We start from the raw sequence: 16,630 nt of genomic DNA, 5'->3' as shown, positions 1-16,630 counted from the left end.
ATCAGCATCGGCGTCAGCATCGGCATCAGCATCGGCGTCGGCATCCGCGTCAGCATCGGCATCTGCATCTGCATCGGCGTCAGCATCAGCATCAGCGTCAGCATCCGCGTCAGCATCCGCATCGGCGTCAGCATCGGCATCAGCGTCTCCTTCTTCAGGAGGTGTTACAACAACCTTTGTACCATTAACAACTAAAGGAACTGACGTTGTATCTGATAATGCTGATAATAGCGAAATATCAATAACATTTGCACTCAAAATTCCAGCCTTAACTGCAATTGGATATGTGCCTGCTAAGTCAGCGTTAATTAATGACTCTTCTGGAATATTTAATTTAACATTTTTATAATTAACTGACATTTCTCCCAATACTTGTACTTGTAATAAATCATTAGCAATATCAATTGTACCATCTGATATTTTACCAATTGCATCTGTTAACAGTGACGTTGTTGAGGTTACTGTTTTGAAAACTGTTGCAATCAATGCATTTAACGTTTTTGGTACAAGTCCAATCAGTGGAATTTTTTCAGCTTCAGGTAAAATTTTTATTTCTAAAGCATTTAAAGCCGTTACAACATTTTGCAACGTTTGAACAACAACATCGTTCACAGCACTTTCGAGATGATTACCTAATCCAGCCGTAAAATCGGCAACTAGCTCACCATTCTCACCCACTGTGACAGACACATCTTCATCGTAAGCTAATAAATTAGCTAATGCCTTATCAATATTATTTAACGCATCAACTGCTGTTGACAGTTCTTCAATCCCTTTGATTGTAATTAATGAATTAGGAATAACTGATTTGTCTAATTGATTAACTAAATCCAAGACAGAGGCAACAGTCGTTCCAACAGTATTAGTTAGACCTCTCACTAAACTACCTAGGCTGGTAAATCGGCCATTGTAATTGGTAATAATTCGACATGCACGTGAGCACCTTCAGATGTAATCGTCACCTGATCACGTAATTCTTCAGGTATACTGCTTAAATCAACCTGGGCAACACCTTTTCGATTTGTCCCTAACAATTCGAGATCAGCTAAGGCTGTTCCTGCAACCGTGATATCATAAGCATTTGTTCCAACTGCTGTTTGAGACACACTTGTATTGCCAAGTAAATTAACTTGTGCTAATGAAGCCGTGTCTGCCGAAACAGTATGATAATCAAATGATAAGTTTTTATTAAAATTGACTGACAGTGGCGAAGTTACGAGTCCAAAAGCGACAACCGCCGTTGCAATTTGTTGAATTCTTAGTTTGCGTTTATTCTCAATTCTTTTCTTGAAATCATAGTTCTTTGTTTTCTTCAAAAGAATTCCCCCATCCCATTTATGGTTGGCCATGTCAAGTGATATAGCCAGTATATAAATTATATCATAAAAAGAGAGACAATTCTGAAAATTAAATCATTTTATAATATAACAACAAAATAATAGCGATTTAGGACTGTTTTAATCAAAAAAATATTTTAACGATACTTATAACTAGCCAAAATAAAAATATGCAACTCGATTTTCACTTTTTGAACTAGCGCCACCTTGTTTGATTAGCTATTAAAAAAAAACAGTCATTTCCTCGGTTATGTACAAAAAAAGCAATCGCTATTTGCGACTGCTTTTTGCTTTAATCAACACCTTATTGTTCATTTTTCTCATACAAGAAATGGTGCAATGGCACACAGATGATTAAAATAAAGCCTAAGATTAAATACAAGCCTTTATAACCTAAGGTTGGCACAACATAGCCTTGTACAAATGGCCCAATGCCTAAACCGATATCGGTTAAGATAAAGAAGGTTGCTGTTGCTAAGCCAATCCGGTGTGGCGGTGCCTGTTTAATCGCAACTGCTTGACAGCTCGATAAATACGTCCCGTAGCCTAAGCCAATAAAAGCACCTGCGATTAGCAAGACGGCACCAGTTGTTGTTTGGCTTAAAATAAACATCCCGATAATGAGGATGATTAACGCCGGGTACATAATAAAGTTGGGGTCCTTCGTATCAAATAAACGACCTGTGACCGAATCTGGCCGCTTGCTTTATCAACATGCCAAACAAATGATTAACCAACTGGATTATGTCAAAACCGAAATCGCCGCGCTTGAAGGTGGACTTATGGGCACACTGGCGATTGGTGTCGCCACCAGTTGTGCCAAATACTTACACGAGATGATCCACGCTTATCGCCAACATTATCCCGACGTTTTCATTAAAATGTATAAGGGCGATTCGGCCTATCTCGAACAGCTCTTATTAACTGAAGAAATCGAGCTCGCCTTTATGTTACAACCAGCCGACTTAACGAATTATGATGTCATTCGTTTGAAGCAGGAACCCTTTGTTGTTGTTATGCCGACGAGCTGGCATCAACAACTCGCAACACCAGCGATTTCGTTACAACAGGTTAATAAGTATCCGCTGTTGATGCTCGGTGCGATGGATGGCTTTTCGATCCACGAAAACATCCTCAATTTTTTTAGCCTCAAAAACTTAACGCCTAATATTGTGTTAGAATGCAAAGATATTTTCACCTTGCTCAACTTTGTCGTCGAAAAAATCGGGGTCGCGATTTTACCACAATCTGAAATTCACGACGTCTTTGCGAATCAGTTGCAAGCGGTTGCGATTAAAGACGTCACTTCCGTCACCAAACCGAGTATCATCACCTTAAAGTATGCGACGCCCTCACGTCGTGCCCGTTTCTTTATGGATGTTGTCGCTGCTATTTTGATGGAAAAATACCTTGAAGTAAACAATTAAGTCGTATCGATTGGCAGCTAGCAGACCATTGCTCAGCTGTTTTTTGTTAAGGCTAATCCTTTGTAACTATTCAAGCACTAGACTTGCAGTTATTTCAACATCGTTGTATACTTACTTTAAGTAAGAGGGTTACCTAAAATAAAAGGATGAAAGAAGGAGATTTTAATGATGGTTACAGCAAAAACAATTGGGTTTGATCGATTTGGTGACGTTGATGTGTTTGAAGAACGTACGGGTGAGATTGCCCTTAATTCGACGAATAATGTGCTGGTGAAAGTCAAAAAAGTTGGCATTAATCCTGTTGAAGCCTTCGTTCGCAGCGGTAAAATGAGTCGTAGTGCCGCACCAGCTCAGTTCCATGTGTTAGGTAATGAAGTCGTTGGTGAAGTCGTTAAATTATATGACAATGCAAGCAACCTCAGTATCGGCGATAATGTCATCGTCAAACCTGGCGCTGGCGGCTATGCTGATTATTTAACAACTAACGCGCGCAATGTCTTTAAAGTCCCTGCTGAGATGCCACTTGATTTCGCAGCCGGGTTTTCGGCGACTGCTTCAACCGCTTATTGGGCGCTCTATGGTGGTTTTTATGACCTCAAAAAAGGTGATACGCTCGCTGTTGTTGGTGCCTCAGGTAGTGTTGGTAACTTCGTCGTTCAACTGGCCAAAAGTTTTGATGTGACCATCATTGCCCTCGCAAGTGCACATAATGAAGCCTACCTCAAAGAATCGGGTGCCAATGTTTTTATTGACTATCGTGACAGTGATGCTGTAGCAGCTTATGCTAACAAAGCCGACTTCGTCGTTGATGCATCGCTCTTCAATAAGGGTGAAAAAGTTGCGTTACAACTTGTGAAAGAAGGCGGCACTTATTTAGGGATGACAACCTTACCACAGGATACCCTCGGTAAAAACGTCAAAGTCGTCTTCTTATCACGGACACCGGCAATGACGAATGCGGTTGTGATGCCATTCTTATTCAAATTTTACGAAGAACATGGTCTAACACTCAAAATTGCTGAAACATTACCGTTAACTGTCGCCGGTGTACAAGAAGCCCATCGCTTAATCGTCAGTGATCGCGCCGCTGGAAAAATCATTTTAACTACTGAGGATTAATAAAAACTAAAGGAGGAGATCGTATGTATAAAGATAAAATTGTTGTTGTCGCTGGTGGAACGGGGAGTGTTGGTGAAGGGATTGCCAAATGGTTTGTTTCTCAAGGAGCAACTGTCGTTATTCCGACGCGTAATATGACTAAAATTGCGAAGGTTCAAGCTTACATTGCACCGAATGGTAAAAACCTCCATTTTATTGAAGGAAATATTGCTGATGAAACAGATGCGATTCGTGTGAGAGATGAAATTATTGCGACATACGGTCAAATCGATGCAATGGTCTCTTCCTTATTTGGCTGGTGGTCTGGTGATAAATTAACCGACCTTTCATTAGAACGATGGAATTACATTATCAACAGTAGTTTAACCACACACTTTATCGTCGCGAAAACGTTTATTCCTTATATCGCACCACGCGGAAGCTATAGCTTTATCGTTGGTCTTTCATCGGTCAGACCCGTGCCTCATTCAGGACCAATTTCAGTAGCCAATGCCGCTGAGTTAATGTTACGTCGTGTCTTATCGGCTGAAAATGATCCGAACCAAATCCGCATTAACGATATTAACCTTGGCCCAATCAATACGCGTTCACGTGGTGCGATGTACTCTAGTCCTGATTATATCGACGCAGTCGAAGTGGGACGCATTGCTGGTATCATCGCCTTTGAAGAAGGACAAAATATTACTGATGCTTCCATTGCACTTCGCTTAAAAACAAATTATCACGAATGGTTAACTCAAATGGGTATTAACTAAGACCCATTCGTTAGGAGGAATGTTCTGATGATGAAAGGTAAAGCTTATCCGGTCGATTCAGCCCGAATCCCGGTGCAAAACCCCTTTATTTTAGTCGGTCATCACACGGATACTTATCCTAGTGGCGACGGTAACATGGCACCGAGTGAATACCCGACTGACTGGATTAAAGGCAATGATTTTAGTAAAACACGGGGCTGGAAAATGTATCATGGCCGCCATGTGCCGGGTTTTCCCGCACATCCACACCGTGGTTTTGAGACGATTACATACGCACGTAAGGGGGTAATCGACCACTTCGATTCATTTGGTAACAGTGGCCGCTATGCTGATGGCGATGTGCAATGGATGGTTGCAGGTAAGGGCATTCAGCACGCTGAAATGTTTCCTTTGATTGAAACCGAGCAGCCGAATCCGTTTGAAATCGTCCAAATTTGGCTCAACATGCCCAAACGTTTAAAAATGGGCGAGCCGGCCTACCAAATGCATTGGCGTGAAACGATTCCAGTCGTGCCATTGGCTGAAACAAACCCTGCTAAAAATTATTTAAAAGTGCTCGTTGGCCGTTACGATGATGCCGTCTCTGGCAGTGCCCCTGCCAGTTCTTATGGCTTTGAAGCCAACCATCACATCAATGTCTGGGATGGTCAAATCGAGGCTGGCAATCACTTTGTGATTCCGGCTTATCCAACTGATGTTAAGGTACAACTGTATGTTATGAGCGGTAGCCTCACTCATAAAGACTCCGTCATTCCAGCAAAAACATTACTCGTTTATACCGATGATGAGCCGACAACCTTTGAAGCCACAGCTGACACGACCTTTATGGTGTTTATCGGTCAGACGATTGATGAACCGGTCTTTGCTTATGGCCCATTTGTGATGACTACGCGTGCAGAAGTTGAACAAGCCTATGCCGATTTTGAAGTGACACAATTTGGTGGCTGGCCGTGGGATAGCCATGACCCTAAAATAGCGGCTGATCAACCACGCTTTTCGTCAGCGGATCAGTTGAAGTCCTAGCGTTAAATAAATCGGTTAGAAACAAATAACTTAGAAAATAAATGACATTGAATTAGACTTTGTCTACAAACAGAGAGCCTCCCCTGAATAATGTCGGGAGGCTCTCTGTTTGATAATTAAATTGTATAACTAGCAGGTAGTCCAGCAGTTGACTATAGGCAGCCACTGATCATTTCTCAACATGACCGCTTAATTCACTTACAAATTGCTGACGTTGTTTTGAATAGCGATGCACATACCACCCCCAATATTTTAGTGACACTGATTATGAGTGCAATTGTAGAGAAACTAAAGAGTACCAACCGACAACACAACCACACCATCTTTGTTAGCCGTCTTTGATGAAAAAAGAGCTATAAAAAAAAGCCAAAGCTGCCAATGTAACAGCAGCCCTAGCTTTGTTTTAATCTCTAACCAATTGATCCTTCCATCTCAAATTTAATGAGACGGTTCATTTCAACGGCATATTCCATCGGTAATTCTTTGGTAAAGGGTTCAATAAAGCCCATTACAATCATTTCAGTTGCTTCTACTTCAGTCAAGCCACGGCTCATGAGGTAAAATAACTGTTCTTCAGATACACGTGACACTTTAGCCTCATGTTCTAATGAAATTTGACTGTTTAAAATTTCGTTGTACGGAATCGTATCCGACGTTGATTCATGGTCCATAATGAGCGTATCACATTCGATATTCGAACGCGCATTTTTCGCTTTACGACCAAAGTGAACCATCCCACGATAAGTAACGTTACCACCTTGTTTAGCAATTGATTTCGAGACAATCGAAGAAGATGTGTTTGGCGCCAAGTGAATCATTTTTGTTCCGGTATCTTGACGTTGGCCACGGCCACCAATCGCAATTGTTAAGGTTGTGCCACGCGCGCCTTCGCCCCGAAGGTAAACCGATGGGTATTTCATTGTTAATTTTGAACCAATGTTCCCATCAATCCATTCCATTGTTGCATTTGCATCACAGAATGTACGTTTTGTCACTAAGTTATAAACGTTGTTCGCCCAGTTTTGAATCGTCGTATAACGGCAATAGCCGCCTTCTTTTACCATGATTTCAACGACAGCAGAGTGCAGTGAGTTCGTCGTATAAACAGGAGCAGTACAGCCTTCAACATAGTTGATTGAACCGCCTTCGTCAACGATAATCAACGTTCGTTCAAATTGGCCCATATTCGGTGAGTTAATACGGAAGTACGCTTGTAATGGCGTTTCTACCTTTACACCAGGTGGGCAGTAGATGAACGAGCCACCCGACCAAACGGCTGAGTTCAAGGCTGAAAACTTATTATCTTGCGGTGGGATAATTTTACCGAAGTACTCACGGAAAATAGCTTCATTTTCGCGTAAGGCTGAGTCGGTATCTTTAAAAATAACACCCTTGTCTTCAAGGTCTTTTTGAATGTTGTGATACACCACTTCTGATTCGTACTGTGCAGATGCACCGGCTAAATATTTTTGTTCAGCCTCTGGAATACCAAGTTTATCAAACGTTGCCTTGATTTCAGCTGGTACTTCATCCCAGTCACTTACTGTTCCTTCAGACGGTTTAACGTAATACGTAATGTCCTCAAATTTCAGTTCAGAGAGGTCACCACCCCAAATTGGCATTGGCATTTTATAAAATTGTTCTAGGGAACGTAAACGGAAGTCAAGCATCCATTGTGGTTCTTTTTTCATGTTGGAAATTTCAGTAACGATTTCAGCTGTTAAGCCACGTTCTGTTCTAAAAATAGAGACGTCCTTATCGTGGAAACCATATTCATAATCGCTTAATTCTGGCATATTGGGAGCCATTGTCATTCCTCCTCGTTAATTGTTCGTTTCTGTCGTTGCCAGTGCTTTTTCCATCGCCTTCCAAGCTAAGGTGGCACACTTGATGCGGGCTGGAAACTGGGCAACGCCTGCCAAGGCTTCTAATTCACCGTTTTCTTCATCGATGTGTGCATGTGGTTGCCCTTGCATCATCGCTGAAAAGTCGTCCGATATTAGGAGCGCCTGTTCAATCGTATGTCCTTTAATTGTTTCAGTCATCATTGAGGCTGACGCAATTGAAATCGAGCAACCTGAGCCAGTAAACTTCGCCTCTTCAATTAGGCTATCTACTACTTTCAGATGTAAAAAAATCTGATCGCCACAGGTTGGGTTATTCATTTCAATTTGATGCGTCTCATTCGTAAGCTCGCCACTGTTACGCGGTTTACGATAATGTTCAATAATTACTTGTCGGTATAATTGATCTAAATTACGCTTCACCATAGCCAAAATACTCCTTTGTCAGTTCGATTGCTGCCACGAGGGCATCGACTTCCGCTTTCGTATTGTACATATAAAAACTTGCACGGGCCGTTGATGAGGCCCCGAGCCATTTCATTAACGGTTGGGCGCAGTGATGACCGGCCCGAATCGCAATCCCTTGTTCATCTAGTACCGTCGATAAGTCATGCGGATGTATATCACCGACATTGAATGACACTAAGGCTGTTCGTTGTTGCGGATCAAGCGGACCGTGTATGTCAATGCCCTCAATTGTACGTAACCGTTCAAGCGCATAGGCCACCAGTTCTGTGCCATGGGCTGCTACGGTTGCCATCCCGATCGTATTCAAGTAGTCAATTGCCGCACCTAAGCCAATTGCCCCGGCAATAATCGGTGTACCTGCTTCGAATTTCCACGGCAACTCTTTCCAAGTTGCCCCTTCCAACGTTACAAAATCGATCATCTCGCCGCCATACTCAACTGGATCCATTGCTTCGAGCAAAGCCCGTTTGCCATATAAGACACCGATACCGGTTGGTCCCATCATCTTATGTCCCGAAAATGCCAAGAAATCAATGTCGAGTTCTTGGACATCAACTGGTAAATGTGGCACGGATTGTGCCCCATCAACCACGATGATGGCACCGTTGGCATGAGCGATGGCCGCAATCTCTTTAATTGGATTAATCGTCCCCAGCACATTTGAGGCCTGGGCTAAAGCCACGATTTTAGTTTGTTTATTAATCGCTGCAGCTGCTTTCTCAACTGTCAGACGACCGTCTACCTCCAACTCAAAGTAAGTTAAGGTTGCACCGGTTTGCTGAGCAACCTGCTGCCATGGAATCAAATTACTGTGATGTTCGGCTGGTGAAATGACGATTTCATCGCCTACCTGCAACTGTGCCATCGCGTAGCTTGAGGCCACGATATTGATAGAAGCTGTTGTGCCACGGGTAAAGATGATTTCAGCTGCATCGTTTGCCTTAATGAACGCCTGTACTTTCGCACGGGCACCCTCGTATAAATCTGTCGCTTGAGAACCGAGCGTATGTACACCACGGTGCACATTACTATTCGTTGTTTCATAATAATGCGACACTGCATCAATCACGCATTGGGGTTTTTGAGACGTCGCAGCGTTATCAAGATAAACAAGCGGACGTTCATTAACCACCTGCGTTAAAATCGGAAAATCAGCTTTGACAGATAAAGGGTTCATTAGCGTTTCACTTTCCTTTCAATCTCGTGTGAGAGTAATTCACTCACGCGTTTAATTGGTAATTGATCCACAACTGGATTCAAGAAACCGTGAATAACTAAACGTTCAGCTTCATGTAAGCTCAGACCACGACTTTGAAGATAGAATAACGCTTCTTCATCCACACGACCGACAGAGGCAGCGTGACCCGCTGTTACTTCGTCTTCATCAATTAATAAAATCGGGTTCGCATCGCCACGTGCGCTATCGCTTAACATGAGAACACGTGATTCTTGTTGTGCATCAGCACCTTTGGCATTGTGCATAATATGACCAATACCGTTGAAGATTGACGTCGCTGCGTCTAATACAACACCGTGTTTTAAAATCATGCCGTTAGAGGCTTTCCCAAATTGACGGATTTCGGTTGTGAAGTTTTGTGTTTGTTTACCTGTTCCAACCGTAACTGTTTTAACATCACTGTTTGAGTTATCACCCACAAGGTTTGTTAAATGGTTAATGACTGAGTTGCCATCATTCATCACACCGATTGCCCAGTTTAAAGTAGCATCGCGTAAGACGTGACCACGACGGTTAATGTATGACGTCACGCTTGCGTCTAGCGTATCGACTGCACCGTAAGTAACGATGGCGTTATCTTTAACGATAACTTCTGAAATAATGTTCGCAATCGCACGACGTTTCCCTGTTTGACCGACATAGTTTTCAACATAAGTTAATTTTGAACTTTCGTCAGCCACAATAATCGCATGGTTCATAAACGGTTTACGGTCATCATTTTGAATGAAAACAGCTTGAATTGGTGTTGACAATTCAACGTTTTTAGGCACATAAATAAACAGGCCACTATTAACAAGCGCTGTATGGAAGGCTGTTAAACGGTTTTCATCCATTTTGACAGCCGTTGTCATAAAGTATTGTTGCACTAACGCACTGTTTTCTTTAACAGCTGTTGCTAAGTCTTGCACAATAACGCCTTTATCAATCGCTTCTTGTGACAGGTGTAAGTGGACAGGTGTTTGATCTTCTTGAATGTAAAGCGACATCTCTTGATTGTCGACATCGGCAATTTCAGCCACGATTCCAGGTAATTTCTTCCCGAAGTTAGGTTGTGCCAAGCCAGCGTATTGGCTGAACTTTGTGAAATTCCATCGTTTAATCTTTGTTTTATCAACGTACGGTAACTCTAATTCTGCTGCTTTAGCCCATGCTTGTATACGTAAATCAGTTAACCATGACGGTTCTGCTGTTTTTTGCGCAAATGACGTAATAAATGCAGGGTTAATGGTTTCAATCGTTTGTAAGACCATCTGTATCTTCCTCCCTTTTTTAGTCGTTTGCTACTTCTTTCGCATCTACTTCAAGTCCTAATTCAGCACGAATGCCTTCATAACCTTCCGCTTCTAAGCGTTTAGCTAATTCTGGTCCACCTGATAAAGCAACTTTACCGTTCATCATCACATGAACGTGATCGGGTGTAATGTAGTTTAAGAGACGTTGGTAATGGGTAATAATCATGCAACCAAAGTCGTCGCCACGCATTTCATTGACACCTTTAGAAACGATTTTCAATGCATCGATATCTAAGCCTGAGTCAATCTCATCCAAAATTGCGAATTTAGGTTTGATCATCATCATTTGTAAAATTTCGTTACGTTTCTTTTCACCACCAGAAAAACCTTCGTTGACATAACGTTCTGCCATTTCTTCAGTCATTTCAAGGCCTTCCATTGTTTTATCTAATTGTTTCAAGTATTTCATAATTGGCATTTCGTCGCCTTCTTCACGACGAGCGTTGATTGCTGAACGAATAAATTCAGCGTTTGTAATCCCAGTGACTTCACTTGGGTATTGCATTGCTAAGAAAAGACCTGCGCGTGCGCGTTCATCAACTTCCATTTCTAAGACATCTTCGCCGTCTAATAAAATTTCACCAGACGTTACTTCGTATGAGGGATGCCCCATAATTGCTGATGATAAAGTTGATTTACCTGTTCCGTTTGGTCCCATAATGGCATGTACTTCACCGGAATTCATTGTTAGGTTAACACCTTTTAAAATTTCTTTTCCTTCAATTGACACATGTAAATCTTTCACTTGTAACGTGCTCATTAATATCCCTCCAACTTTTTCTAATAATTATTAGTTTAGTATGATTTTAATCTAAAAGCAATGCTGAAATCACATCAGTGTAAGGTTTCTTTTAGCGATTATCACTTAGATGATTCAAATTGATAATCAAATTCAGCATACTGTCATACCCTTATTGTAACAAATTACGAAAACATTGTATGCCTTTTAAATTGATAAATTCTTGATCCACATTAAAAAAGGAGAGACATGTAACGTCTCTCCTTTCATTACTGAAAAATCCTAGCTACACGAATCGTCAAGCTTTCAGGAAAATGCGTGTGCCAGTGCTATCTACTTCACTGGCACAACGGCACCTTCATATTTATCAGTAATAAAATCTTGGATTTCTTTTGATTGTAAAACTGCAACTAATTTTTTGATGGCTGCCTTGTTTTTATCCTTGGCATTAACCGCAATCACATTTGCATACGGTGAATCAGCATCCTCTAAAATTAAGGCATCTTCCGTTGGTTTCAAGCCCGCATCTAACGCATAGTTCGTATTGATGGCATAAAGATCAGCCTCGTCATTTTTATAGGCTTTTGCAAGTAAACCTGGATCGATTTGATTTAAGAATTTCAAGTGTTTCGTGTTTTCAATATCATCGAGGGTCGCATCGACTTTATTTTCAACTGAATCGTTAATCTTCACTAAGCCTTCTTTTTCTAATAACATTAAAATACGACCATGTTCAGCAACGTTATTACTAATTAAAATGGTTGCGCCGTCTTTGACATCAGCCACATCTTTGTATTTCGATGAGTAAATACCGAAGGGCTCAATATGAATTTTACCGGCATTGACTAAGTCTGTGTCGTTTTCTTTATTCGATAACTCCAAAAAGGGAATATGTTGGAAGTAGTTGGCGTCTAATTCACCATCTGCTAAGTTTTTATTCGGTAAGATGTAATCTTGGTATTTTTTAATATCTAAGATAATACCTTCTTTTTTCAAGATTGGTTTTGCCTCTTCTAAAATTTCGGCATGCGGTACGTTAGATGCCCCTATCACTAACGTCGTTGTTTTCTCTTTCTTCTCGGCTGTCGCATCGGCTGACCCACATGCTGCCAATACCACTAATAAAATGGCGCTAATAATTACTAAAATTGCTTTTTTCATATCCCATTCCTCCTAATTGATAAATATTGCGAATATTCACTCTTTTTGAACTATATATAAAATAGCGAAGGAGCGAACTCCCACACTATTGTTATATCGTTACTTGGTTGGTAAAACCGCACCCTCATATTTGTCAGTAATGAAGTCTTGAATTGCTTTCGAGTGCAATACTTTAATTAATTTTTTAATATTAGCATTGTCTTTATCTGCTTTGTTCACCGCTACAATGTTCGCGTATGGTGAGTCAGAATTTTCAAGAATCAACGCATCTTCTGTCGGTTGCAAGCCCGCATCAATCGCATAGTTAGTATTGATGGCATATAAATCAGCTTCCTCGTTTTTATACGCTTGTGCCAAGAGGCCAGGATCAACTTGATTTAAAAATTTCAAGTGTTTGATGTTGTCAATATCTTTAATTGTAGCTGTGACTTTATCTTTAATGCTGTCGTTAATTTTAACGAGCCCTTCTTGCTCAAGTAACATTAAAATCCGTCCTTGGTCAGCTGTGCTGTTACTAATTAAAATCGTCGCACCGTCTTTGATATCACTGACTTTTTTGAATTTAGCTGAATAAATACCGAACGGTTCAATATGAATTTTGCCGGCACTGACTAAATCGGTCTCGTTATCTTTGTTGTATTGTTCTAAGTAAGGAATATGTTGGAAATAGTTGGCATCTAAATCACCTGATGCCAATTGTTTATTTGGTAAAATGTAATCTTGGTACTTTTTGATTTCAAGTTCGACCCCTTCTTTTGCAAGGAGTGGTTTTGCTTTTTCTAAAATCTCAGCGTGCGGCACGTTTGAGGCACCGACCACCAGTTTAGCACTGTCTTTTTTGGCGTCATCATTGCCACCACAGGCAGCTAAGGTGACAAGTACTAATACAGTAACAAGACTTAAAATGATTTTTTTCATGTTTGTTCCCCCCATTTAATTAATTAACGTTTATCAAGTTTCGTTGTAATCTTATCGCCAATAAATTGGATAATAAAGACGAGGATTAAAATAATAACAGTTGTTACAAATGTCACATCATTTTGTGAGCGTTGGAAACCAGTGAAGTAAGCCATGTTTCCTAAACCACCAGCGCCGATAACCCCCGCCATTGCCGTGTAGCCAATCAATGAAATCGTCGTTACGGTTAAGCCAGAAATAATGGCCGGCATCGCTTCAGGCAATAATACTTTACGAATAATCGTCCATTGACTCGCACCCATTGCACGACTCGCTTCAATCACACCTTTATCAATTTCAACGAAGGCGATTTCAACGAGGCGGGCATAAAATGGTGCCGCTGAAATGATCAAGGCCGGGAATGCGCCCGCAGTACCAATGACTGTTCCCATGATGGTTTTCGTAAATGGCATCAGGAGGACGATTAAGATGATGAACGGAATCGAGCGGAAAATATTAACGAAGGCCACTGACACCCAATTGATTAGTTTAATGAAGATGTTGCTTTGATCGCGTGTTAAAAATAAGAGTAACGCGAGTAACAGGCCTAAAATAAAGACAAAGACGATTGAGATAACTGTCATAATTAACGTTTCTTGCGTCGCCGTCCATACTTCTGACCAGCTAATATTCGGTAACCATTTTTCCATTAATTCATTCATGCACGAATCACTTCCATTCTGACGTCAATCTCTGCTAGGTATGCTTTCGTTGCTGCAATGTTCGCTTCGGCCCCAACCAGTTGGATAAAGAGGAAACCATACGCACCGTTGCGTGTTTGTGTCATCGATCCATGTAAAATGCTAATATCGATGTCGAATTTTTTCGCCAAGTCGGTAATGACTGGCTGCGTCGTTTGTGAGGCTGTAAAGACTAAGCGCGCTAGTAAACCGGTCGGATACGTTTCAATCAACATTTGTTCAATCTCAGCTGTTTGGGTATCATCAGTGGCCTGCGAGACGAAACGACGGGTGATTTCTTGTTGTGGTGTTTGGAATACCGTCAAGACCTCGCCTAATTCGACGACTTTACCGCCTTCCATCACTGCGACACGGTTACAGATTTTACGGATAACGGGCATTTCATGCGTAATTAGGATAATTGTTAAGCCAAGACGTTTGTTAATATCGGTTAACAAGTTGAGTACCTCACTTGTTGTCTGTGGATCGAGCGCACTGGTCGCCTCATCACACAGCAACACGTCAGGATCATTGGCTAACGCTCGGGCAATGCCGACCCGTTGTTTTTGACCGCCACTGAGTTGTGCGGGATACGATTTGTCACGTCCGTCTAAGCCAACTAAGTGGATCAGTTCAGCTACACGACGCTCACGTTCTGCTTTTTTCACACCAGCAATTTCCAATGGAAACGCAATATTTTCGGCGACTGTGCGTGACCATAACAAGTTAAAGTGTTGAAAAATCATGCCGATTTTTTGGCGTGCCTTGCGAAGGTCTGCCCCTTGGATATTTGAAATGGCGATATCATTTAACTGAATATTACCGGCTGTTGGTGTTTCAAGGCCATTAAACATCCGGATAAGCGTACTTTTACCTGCTCCCGAATAGCCGATTATTCCGAAAATTTCGCCAGTTTCAATCTCAAAACTAACATTTTTAACAGCGTCTACTGCACCGTTGCGCGTTTGAAACGTCTTGCTGACATTTTCTAATTTAATCATCTGCTCCAACCTTTCTTATTAACCGCTTTTTAAGCATAAAAAAACATCTTTCTGAATTTCAGAAAGATGTGAAACGTCTATTATTAGAATAGCCCGCTTCTCATCTTTCTAAGTGATCACTCACTTAGCTTGATTTAGCACCGTCCATTCTCATGGGGTTGCTGGGTTTCATCGGGCAAGTCCCTCCACCACTCTTGATAAGAAATATCATATAAAGTTATACTTATTAACGTAATTATAAAGGCTTGCGCTACACAAGTCAATCACTGTTTCACTTTTTTTTTTAGCACTATTAACTCACGATACAATTCGGTCACATTATCAATCACGGTGAGGCGCTTGACGACACCGTTCGTATCAAAGCGGTACACGCTTGGAACGCTTTGAATTTGATAAGTTTGCACGATTTTCGGTAAATAATTGAGATTCATTTTAACTAACGTCAGTTCTGGAACTGTCTCTGCAATAATATCGAGTTGTCGTTCCACGACGTGACAACTGCCACACATCGGTGTGTAAAACAAGACGGCAAAGGCGCGCTGCTGTTCCCTTGCTTCATGAAATGAGGGTTCGTACCACTCTTGCATGACATCCCTCCTTCTTAAAATAAAAATCATTCAAAGCGTCTGTCGCCTTGAATGATTTCAGATGATAGTCAAAGTGGAATTAAACTGCTTTGATTTGAGCGTTGAATAAGCTAACAGCTGGGATATTTGATGCGAAAGTCAGCGACTGTCATTAGTCGCGCTTCTTTCACATGTCAACATCTGCGAAGTTATGCCTGCTGCCTTCACTTTTATTGCTCTCTTTTATGCTTCTGCGATAAATGCTTCGTACTGTTCATATGTTAGTAGCTCATTATAAGCTGCCTCATCAACATCGGTTAATGCACAAATCCAACCTTTTTCATACGGATCTTGGTTTAACGTTTCAGGCTCATCTTCAAGTAGCTCATTGACTGAAACAACGGTACCACCAACTGGTGCATAAAGTTCTGAGACTGTTTTAACAGATTCAACACTTCCGAATGAATCGCCTTTTTCGATTGTATCATCGACTTCAGGAACTTCAACAAAAACGATATCGCCTAGTTCATCTTGTGCATGTAATGAAATACCGATGTAGTAATTATCGCCGTCTTTTTTTACCCATTCATGTTCCTCTGTGTATTTATAAGCTTTGTAATCAGTCATATTAAAAAAACCCCTTTTCAGTTAGTTTAGTTTTATTTCCAAAAACGCGCGTAATCTTCTTCTTTAAAACCTAAGGTAACCATCTCATCACTGATTGCTAATGGACGTTTAATTAACATCCCATCAGTTGCAAGTAAGGCGAAAATTTCATCATTTGTCATGCGATCAATCTTATTTTTTAAGTTTGATTCGCGGTATTTTTGACCACTTGTGTTGAAAAAACGTTTGATTGGTAAGTTTGTTTTCTCAAAGGCTGCTTTTAATTGTGCGGCAGTCGGTGTTTCTTCTACGATATCAATTGCTTCAAAAGCGACATCGTTATCAGACAACCATTTTTTGGCTTTCTTACACGTCGTACACTTAGGGTATTCATAAAATTTAATCATTTATTATCCCT

At 41.1% G+C, this 16,630-nt stretch carries 19 protein-coding genes and 1 riboswitch; of the genes, 4 read left to right on the top strand and 15 right to left on the bottom strand.

Going from position 1 to position 16,630, the window contains the following annotated elements:
• The 3 genes from BCAMP_RS01415 to BCAMP_RS01405 all read right to left on the bottom strand — a co-directional run.
• Window positions 1-879 (bottom strand): adhesive domain-containing protein (locus BCAMP_RS01415; RefSeq protein ID WP_035313063.1); only part of this gene is annotated, 879 nt, incomplete at its 3' end.
• 8 nt (window positions 880-887) lie between these two features.
• The gene (locus BCAMP_RS01410) at window positions 888-1,316 is read right to left on the bottom strand and encodes an adhesive domain-containing protein (RefSeq protein ID WP_035313062.1); all 429 of its coding nucleotides are present in this window, start codon (window positions 1,314-1,316) and stop codon (window positions 888-890) included.
• Between the two features lie 325 nt (window positions 1,317-1,641).
• The gene (locus BCAMP_RS01405; protein ID WP_035313061.1) at window positions 1,642-1,983 is read right to left on the bottom strand and encodes an MFS transporter; all 342 of its coding nucleotides are present in this window, start codon (window positions 1,981-1,983) and stop codon (window positions 1,642-1,644) included.
• Here BCAMP_RS01405 and BCAMP_RS01400 point away from each other — a divergent pair.
• From BCAMP_RS01400 to BCAMP_RS01385, 4 genes are all read left to right on the top strand, one after another.
• Window positions 1,964-2,764, top strand: coding sequence for a LysR family transcriptional regulator substrate-binding protein (locus BCAMP_RS01400; protein ID WP_198015669.1), 801 nt, complete (start codon window positions 1,964-1,966; stop codon window positions 2,762-2,764). The two genes, BCAMP_RS01405 and BCAMP_RS01400, sit on opposite strands and share 20 nt — an antisense overlap.
• Before the next feature lie 165 nt (window positions 2,765-2,929).
• Complete coding sequence (locus BCAMP_RS01395) at window positions 2,930-3,883, top strand: NADP-dependent oxidoreductase (protein ID WP_084038413.1); 954 nt, start codon at window positions 2,930-2,932, stop codon at window positions 3,881-3,883.
• 23 nt (window positions 3,884-3,906) lie between these two features.
• On the top strand, window positions 3,907-4,638 hold the full coding sequence (locus BCAMP_RS01390) for an SDR family NAD(P)-dependent oxidoreductase (RefSeq protein WP_035313057.1): 732 nt from the start codon (window positions 3,907-3,909) through the stop codon (window positions 4,636-4,638).
• 27 nt (window positions 4,639-4,665) lie between these two features.
• Entirely contained in the window at window positions 4,666-5,661 is a 996-nt protein-coding gene (locus BCAMP_RS01385; protein WP_051456788.1) for a pirin family protein, read from the top strand.
• A 410-nt stretch (window positions 5,662-6,071) separates the two neighbouring features.
• Here BCAMP_RS01385 and sufB read toward each other — a convergent pair whose 3' ends face one another.
• From sufB to BCAMP_RS01325, 12 genes are all read right to left on the bottom strand, one after another.
• Window positions 6,072-7,469: a Fe-S cluster assembly protein SufB gene (gene sufB / locus BCAMP_RS01380; RefSeq protein WP_035313056.1), complete on the bottom strand. Its 1,398-nt coding sequence runs from the start codon at window positions 7,467-7,469 to the stop codon at window positions 6,072-6,074.
• A 15-nt stretch (window positions 7,470-7,484) separates the two neighbouring features.
• The gene (gene sufU, locus BCAMP_RS01375; protein WP_035313081.1) at window positions 7,485-7,931 is read right to left on the bottom strand and encodes a Fe-S cluster assembly sulfur transfer protein SufU; all 447 of its coding nucleotides are present in this window, start codon (window positions 7,929-7,931) and stop codon (window positions 7,485-7,487) included.
• Window positions 7,918-9,150 (bottom strand): cysteine desulfurase, encoded by a 1,233-nt coding sequence (locus BCAMP_RS01370; RefSeq protein WP_035313055.1) that lies wholly within the window; start codon window positions 9,148-9,150, stop codon window positions 7,918-7,920. Before BCAMP_RS01370 ends, sufU begins: the two co-directional genes overlap by 14 nt.
• Window positions 9,150-10,460: a Fe-S cluster assembly protein SufD gene (gene sufD, locus BCAMP_RS01365; protein WP_035313054.1), complete on the bottom strand. Its 1,311-nt coding sequence runs from the start codon at window positions 10,458-10,460 to the stop codon at window positions 9,150-9,152. The genes BCAMP_RS01370 and sufD overlap by 1 nt, the downstream gene beginning before the upstream one ends.
• A 19-nt stretch (window positions 10,461-10,479) precedes the next feature.
• Window positions 10,480-11,262 carry a Fe-S cluster assembly ATPase SufC gene (gene sufC, locus BCAMP_RS01360; RefSeq protein ID WP_035313053.1) on the bottom strand — a complete coding sequence of 261 codons (783 nt, stop codon included), beginning with the start codon at window positions 11,260-11,262 and terminating at the stop codon, window positions 10,480-10,482.
• A 312-nt stretch (window positions 11,263-11,574) separates the two neighbouring features.
• Entirely contained in the window at window positions 11,575-12,402 is an 828-nt protein-coding gene (locus BCAMP_RS01355; protein ID WP_035313052.1) for a MetQ/NlpA family ABC transporter substrate-binding protein, read from the bottom strand.
• A gap of 99 nt (window positions 12,403-12,501) precedes the next feature.
• A complete protein-coding gene (locus BCAMP_RS01350; protein WP_035313051.1) occupies window positions 12,502-13,320 on the bottom strand; it encodes a MetQ/NlpA family ABC transporter substrate-binding protein in 819 nt (272 codons plus the stop codon).
• A gap of 23 nt (window positions 13,321-13,343) precedes the next feature.
• The gene (locus BCAMP_RS01345; RefSeq protein WP_035313050.1) at window positions 13,344-14,021 is read right to left on the bottom strand and encodes a methionine ABC transporter permease; all 678 of its coding nucleotides are present in this window, start codon (window positions 14,019-14,021) and stop codon (window positions 13,344-13,346) included.
• Window positions 14,018-15,040 carry a methionine ABC transporter ATP-binding protein gene (locus tag BCAMP_RS01340; protein ID WP_035313049.1) on the bottom strand — a complete coding sequence of 341 codons (1,023 nt, stop codon included), beginning with the start codon at window positions 15,038-15,040 and terminating at the stop codon, window positions 14,018-14,020. The genes BCAMP_RS01345 and BCAMP_RS01340 overlap by 4 nt, the downstream gene beginning before the upstream one ends.
• A gap of 97 nt (window positions 15,041-15,137) precedes the next feature.
• A riboswitch (SAM riboswitch) is annotated at window positions 15,138-15,244 on the bottom strand.
• Between the two features lie 59 nt (window positions 15,245-15,303).
• The gene (locus tag BCAMP_RS01335) at window positions 15,304-15,627 is read right to left on the bottom strand and encodes a thioredoxin family protein (protein ID WP_035313048.1); all 324 of its coding nucleotides are present in this window, start codon (window positions 15,625-15,627) and stop codon (window positions 15,304-15,306) included.
• A gap of 222 nt (window positions 15,628-15,849) precedes the next feature.
• Window positions 15,850-16,233, bottom strand: coding sequence for a glycine cleavage system protein GcvH (gene gcvH / locus BCAMP_RS01330; protein ID WP_035313047.1), 384 nt, complete (start codon window positions 16,231-16,233; stop codon window positions 15,850-15,852).
• 32 nt (window positions 16,234-16,265) lie between these two features.
• On the bottom strand, window positions 16,266-16,619 hold the full coding sequence (locus BCAMP_RS01325) for a Spx/MgsR family RNA polymerase-binding regulatory protein (protein ID WP_035313046.1): 354 nt from the start codon (window positions 16,617-16,619) through the stop codon (window positions 16,266-16,268).
• Between the last annotated feature and the right edge of the window lie 11 nt (window positions 16,620-16,630).

This window comes from Brochothrix campestris FSL F6-1037 (genome assembly GCF_000525915.1).
Lineage (GTDB): Bacteria > Bacillota > Bacilli > Lactobacillales > Listeriaceae > Brochothrix > Brochothrix campestris.
The sequence above is the reverse complement of the archived record's forward strand: the minus strand, read 5'-3'. Positions and strand labels throughout refer to the sequence as shown.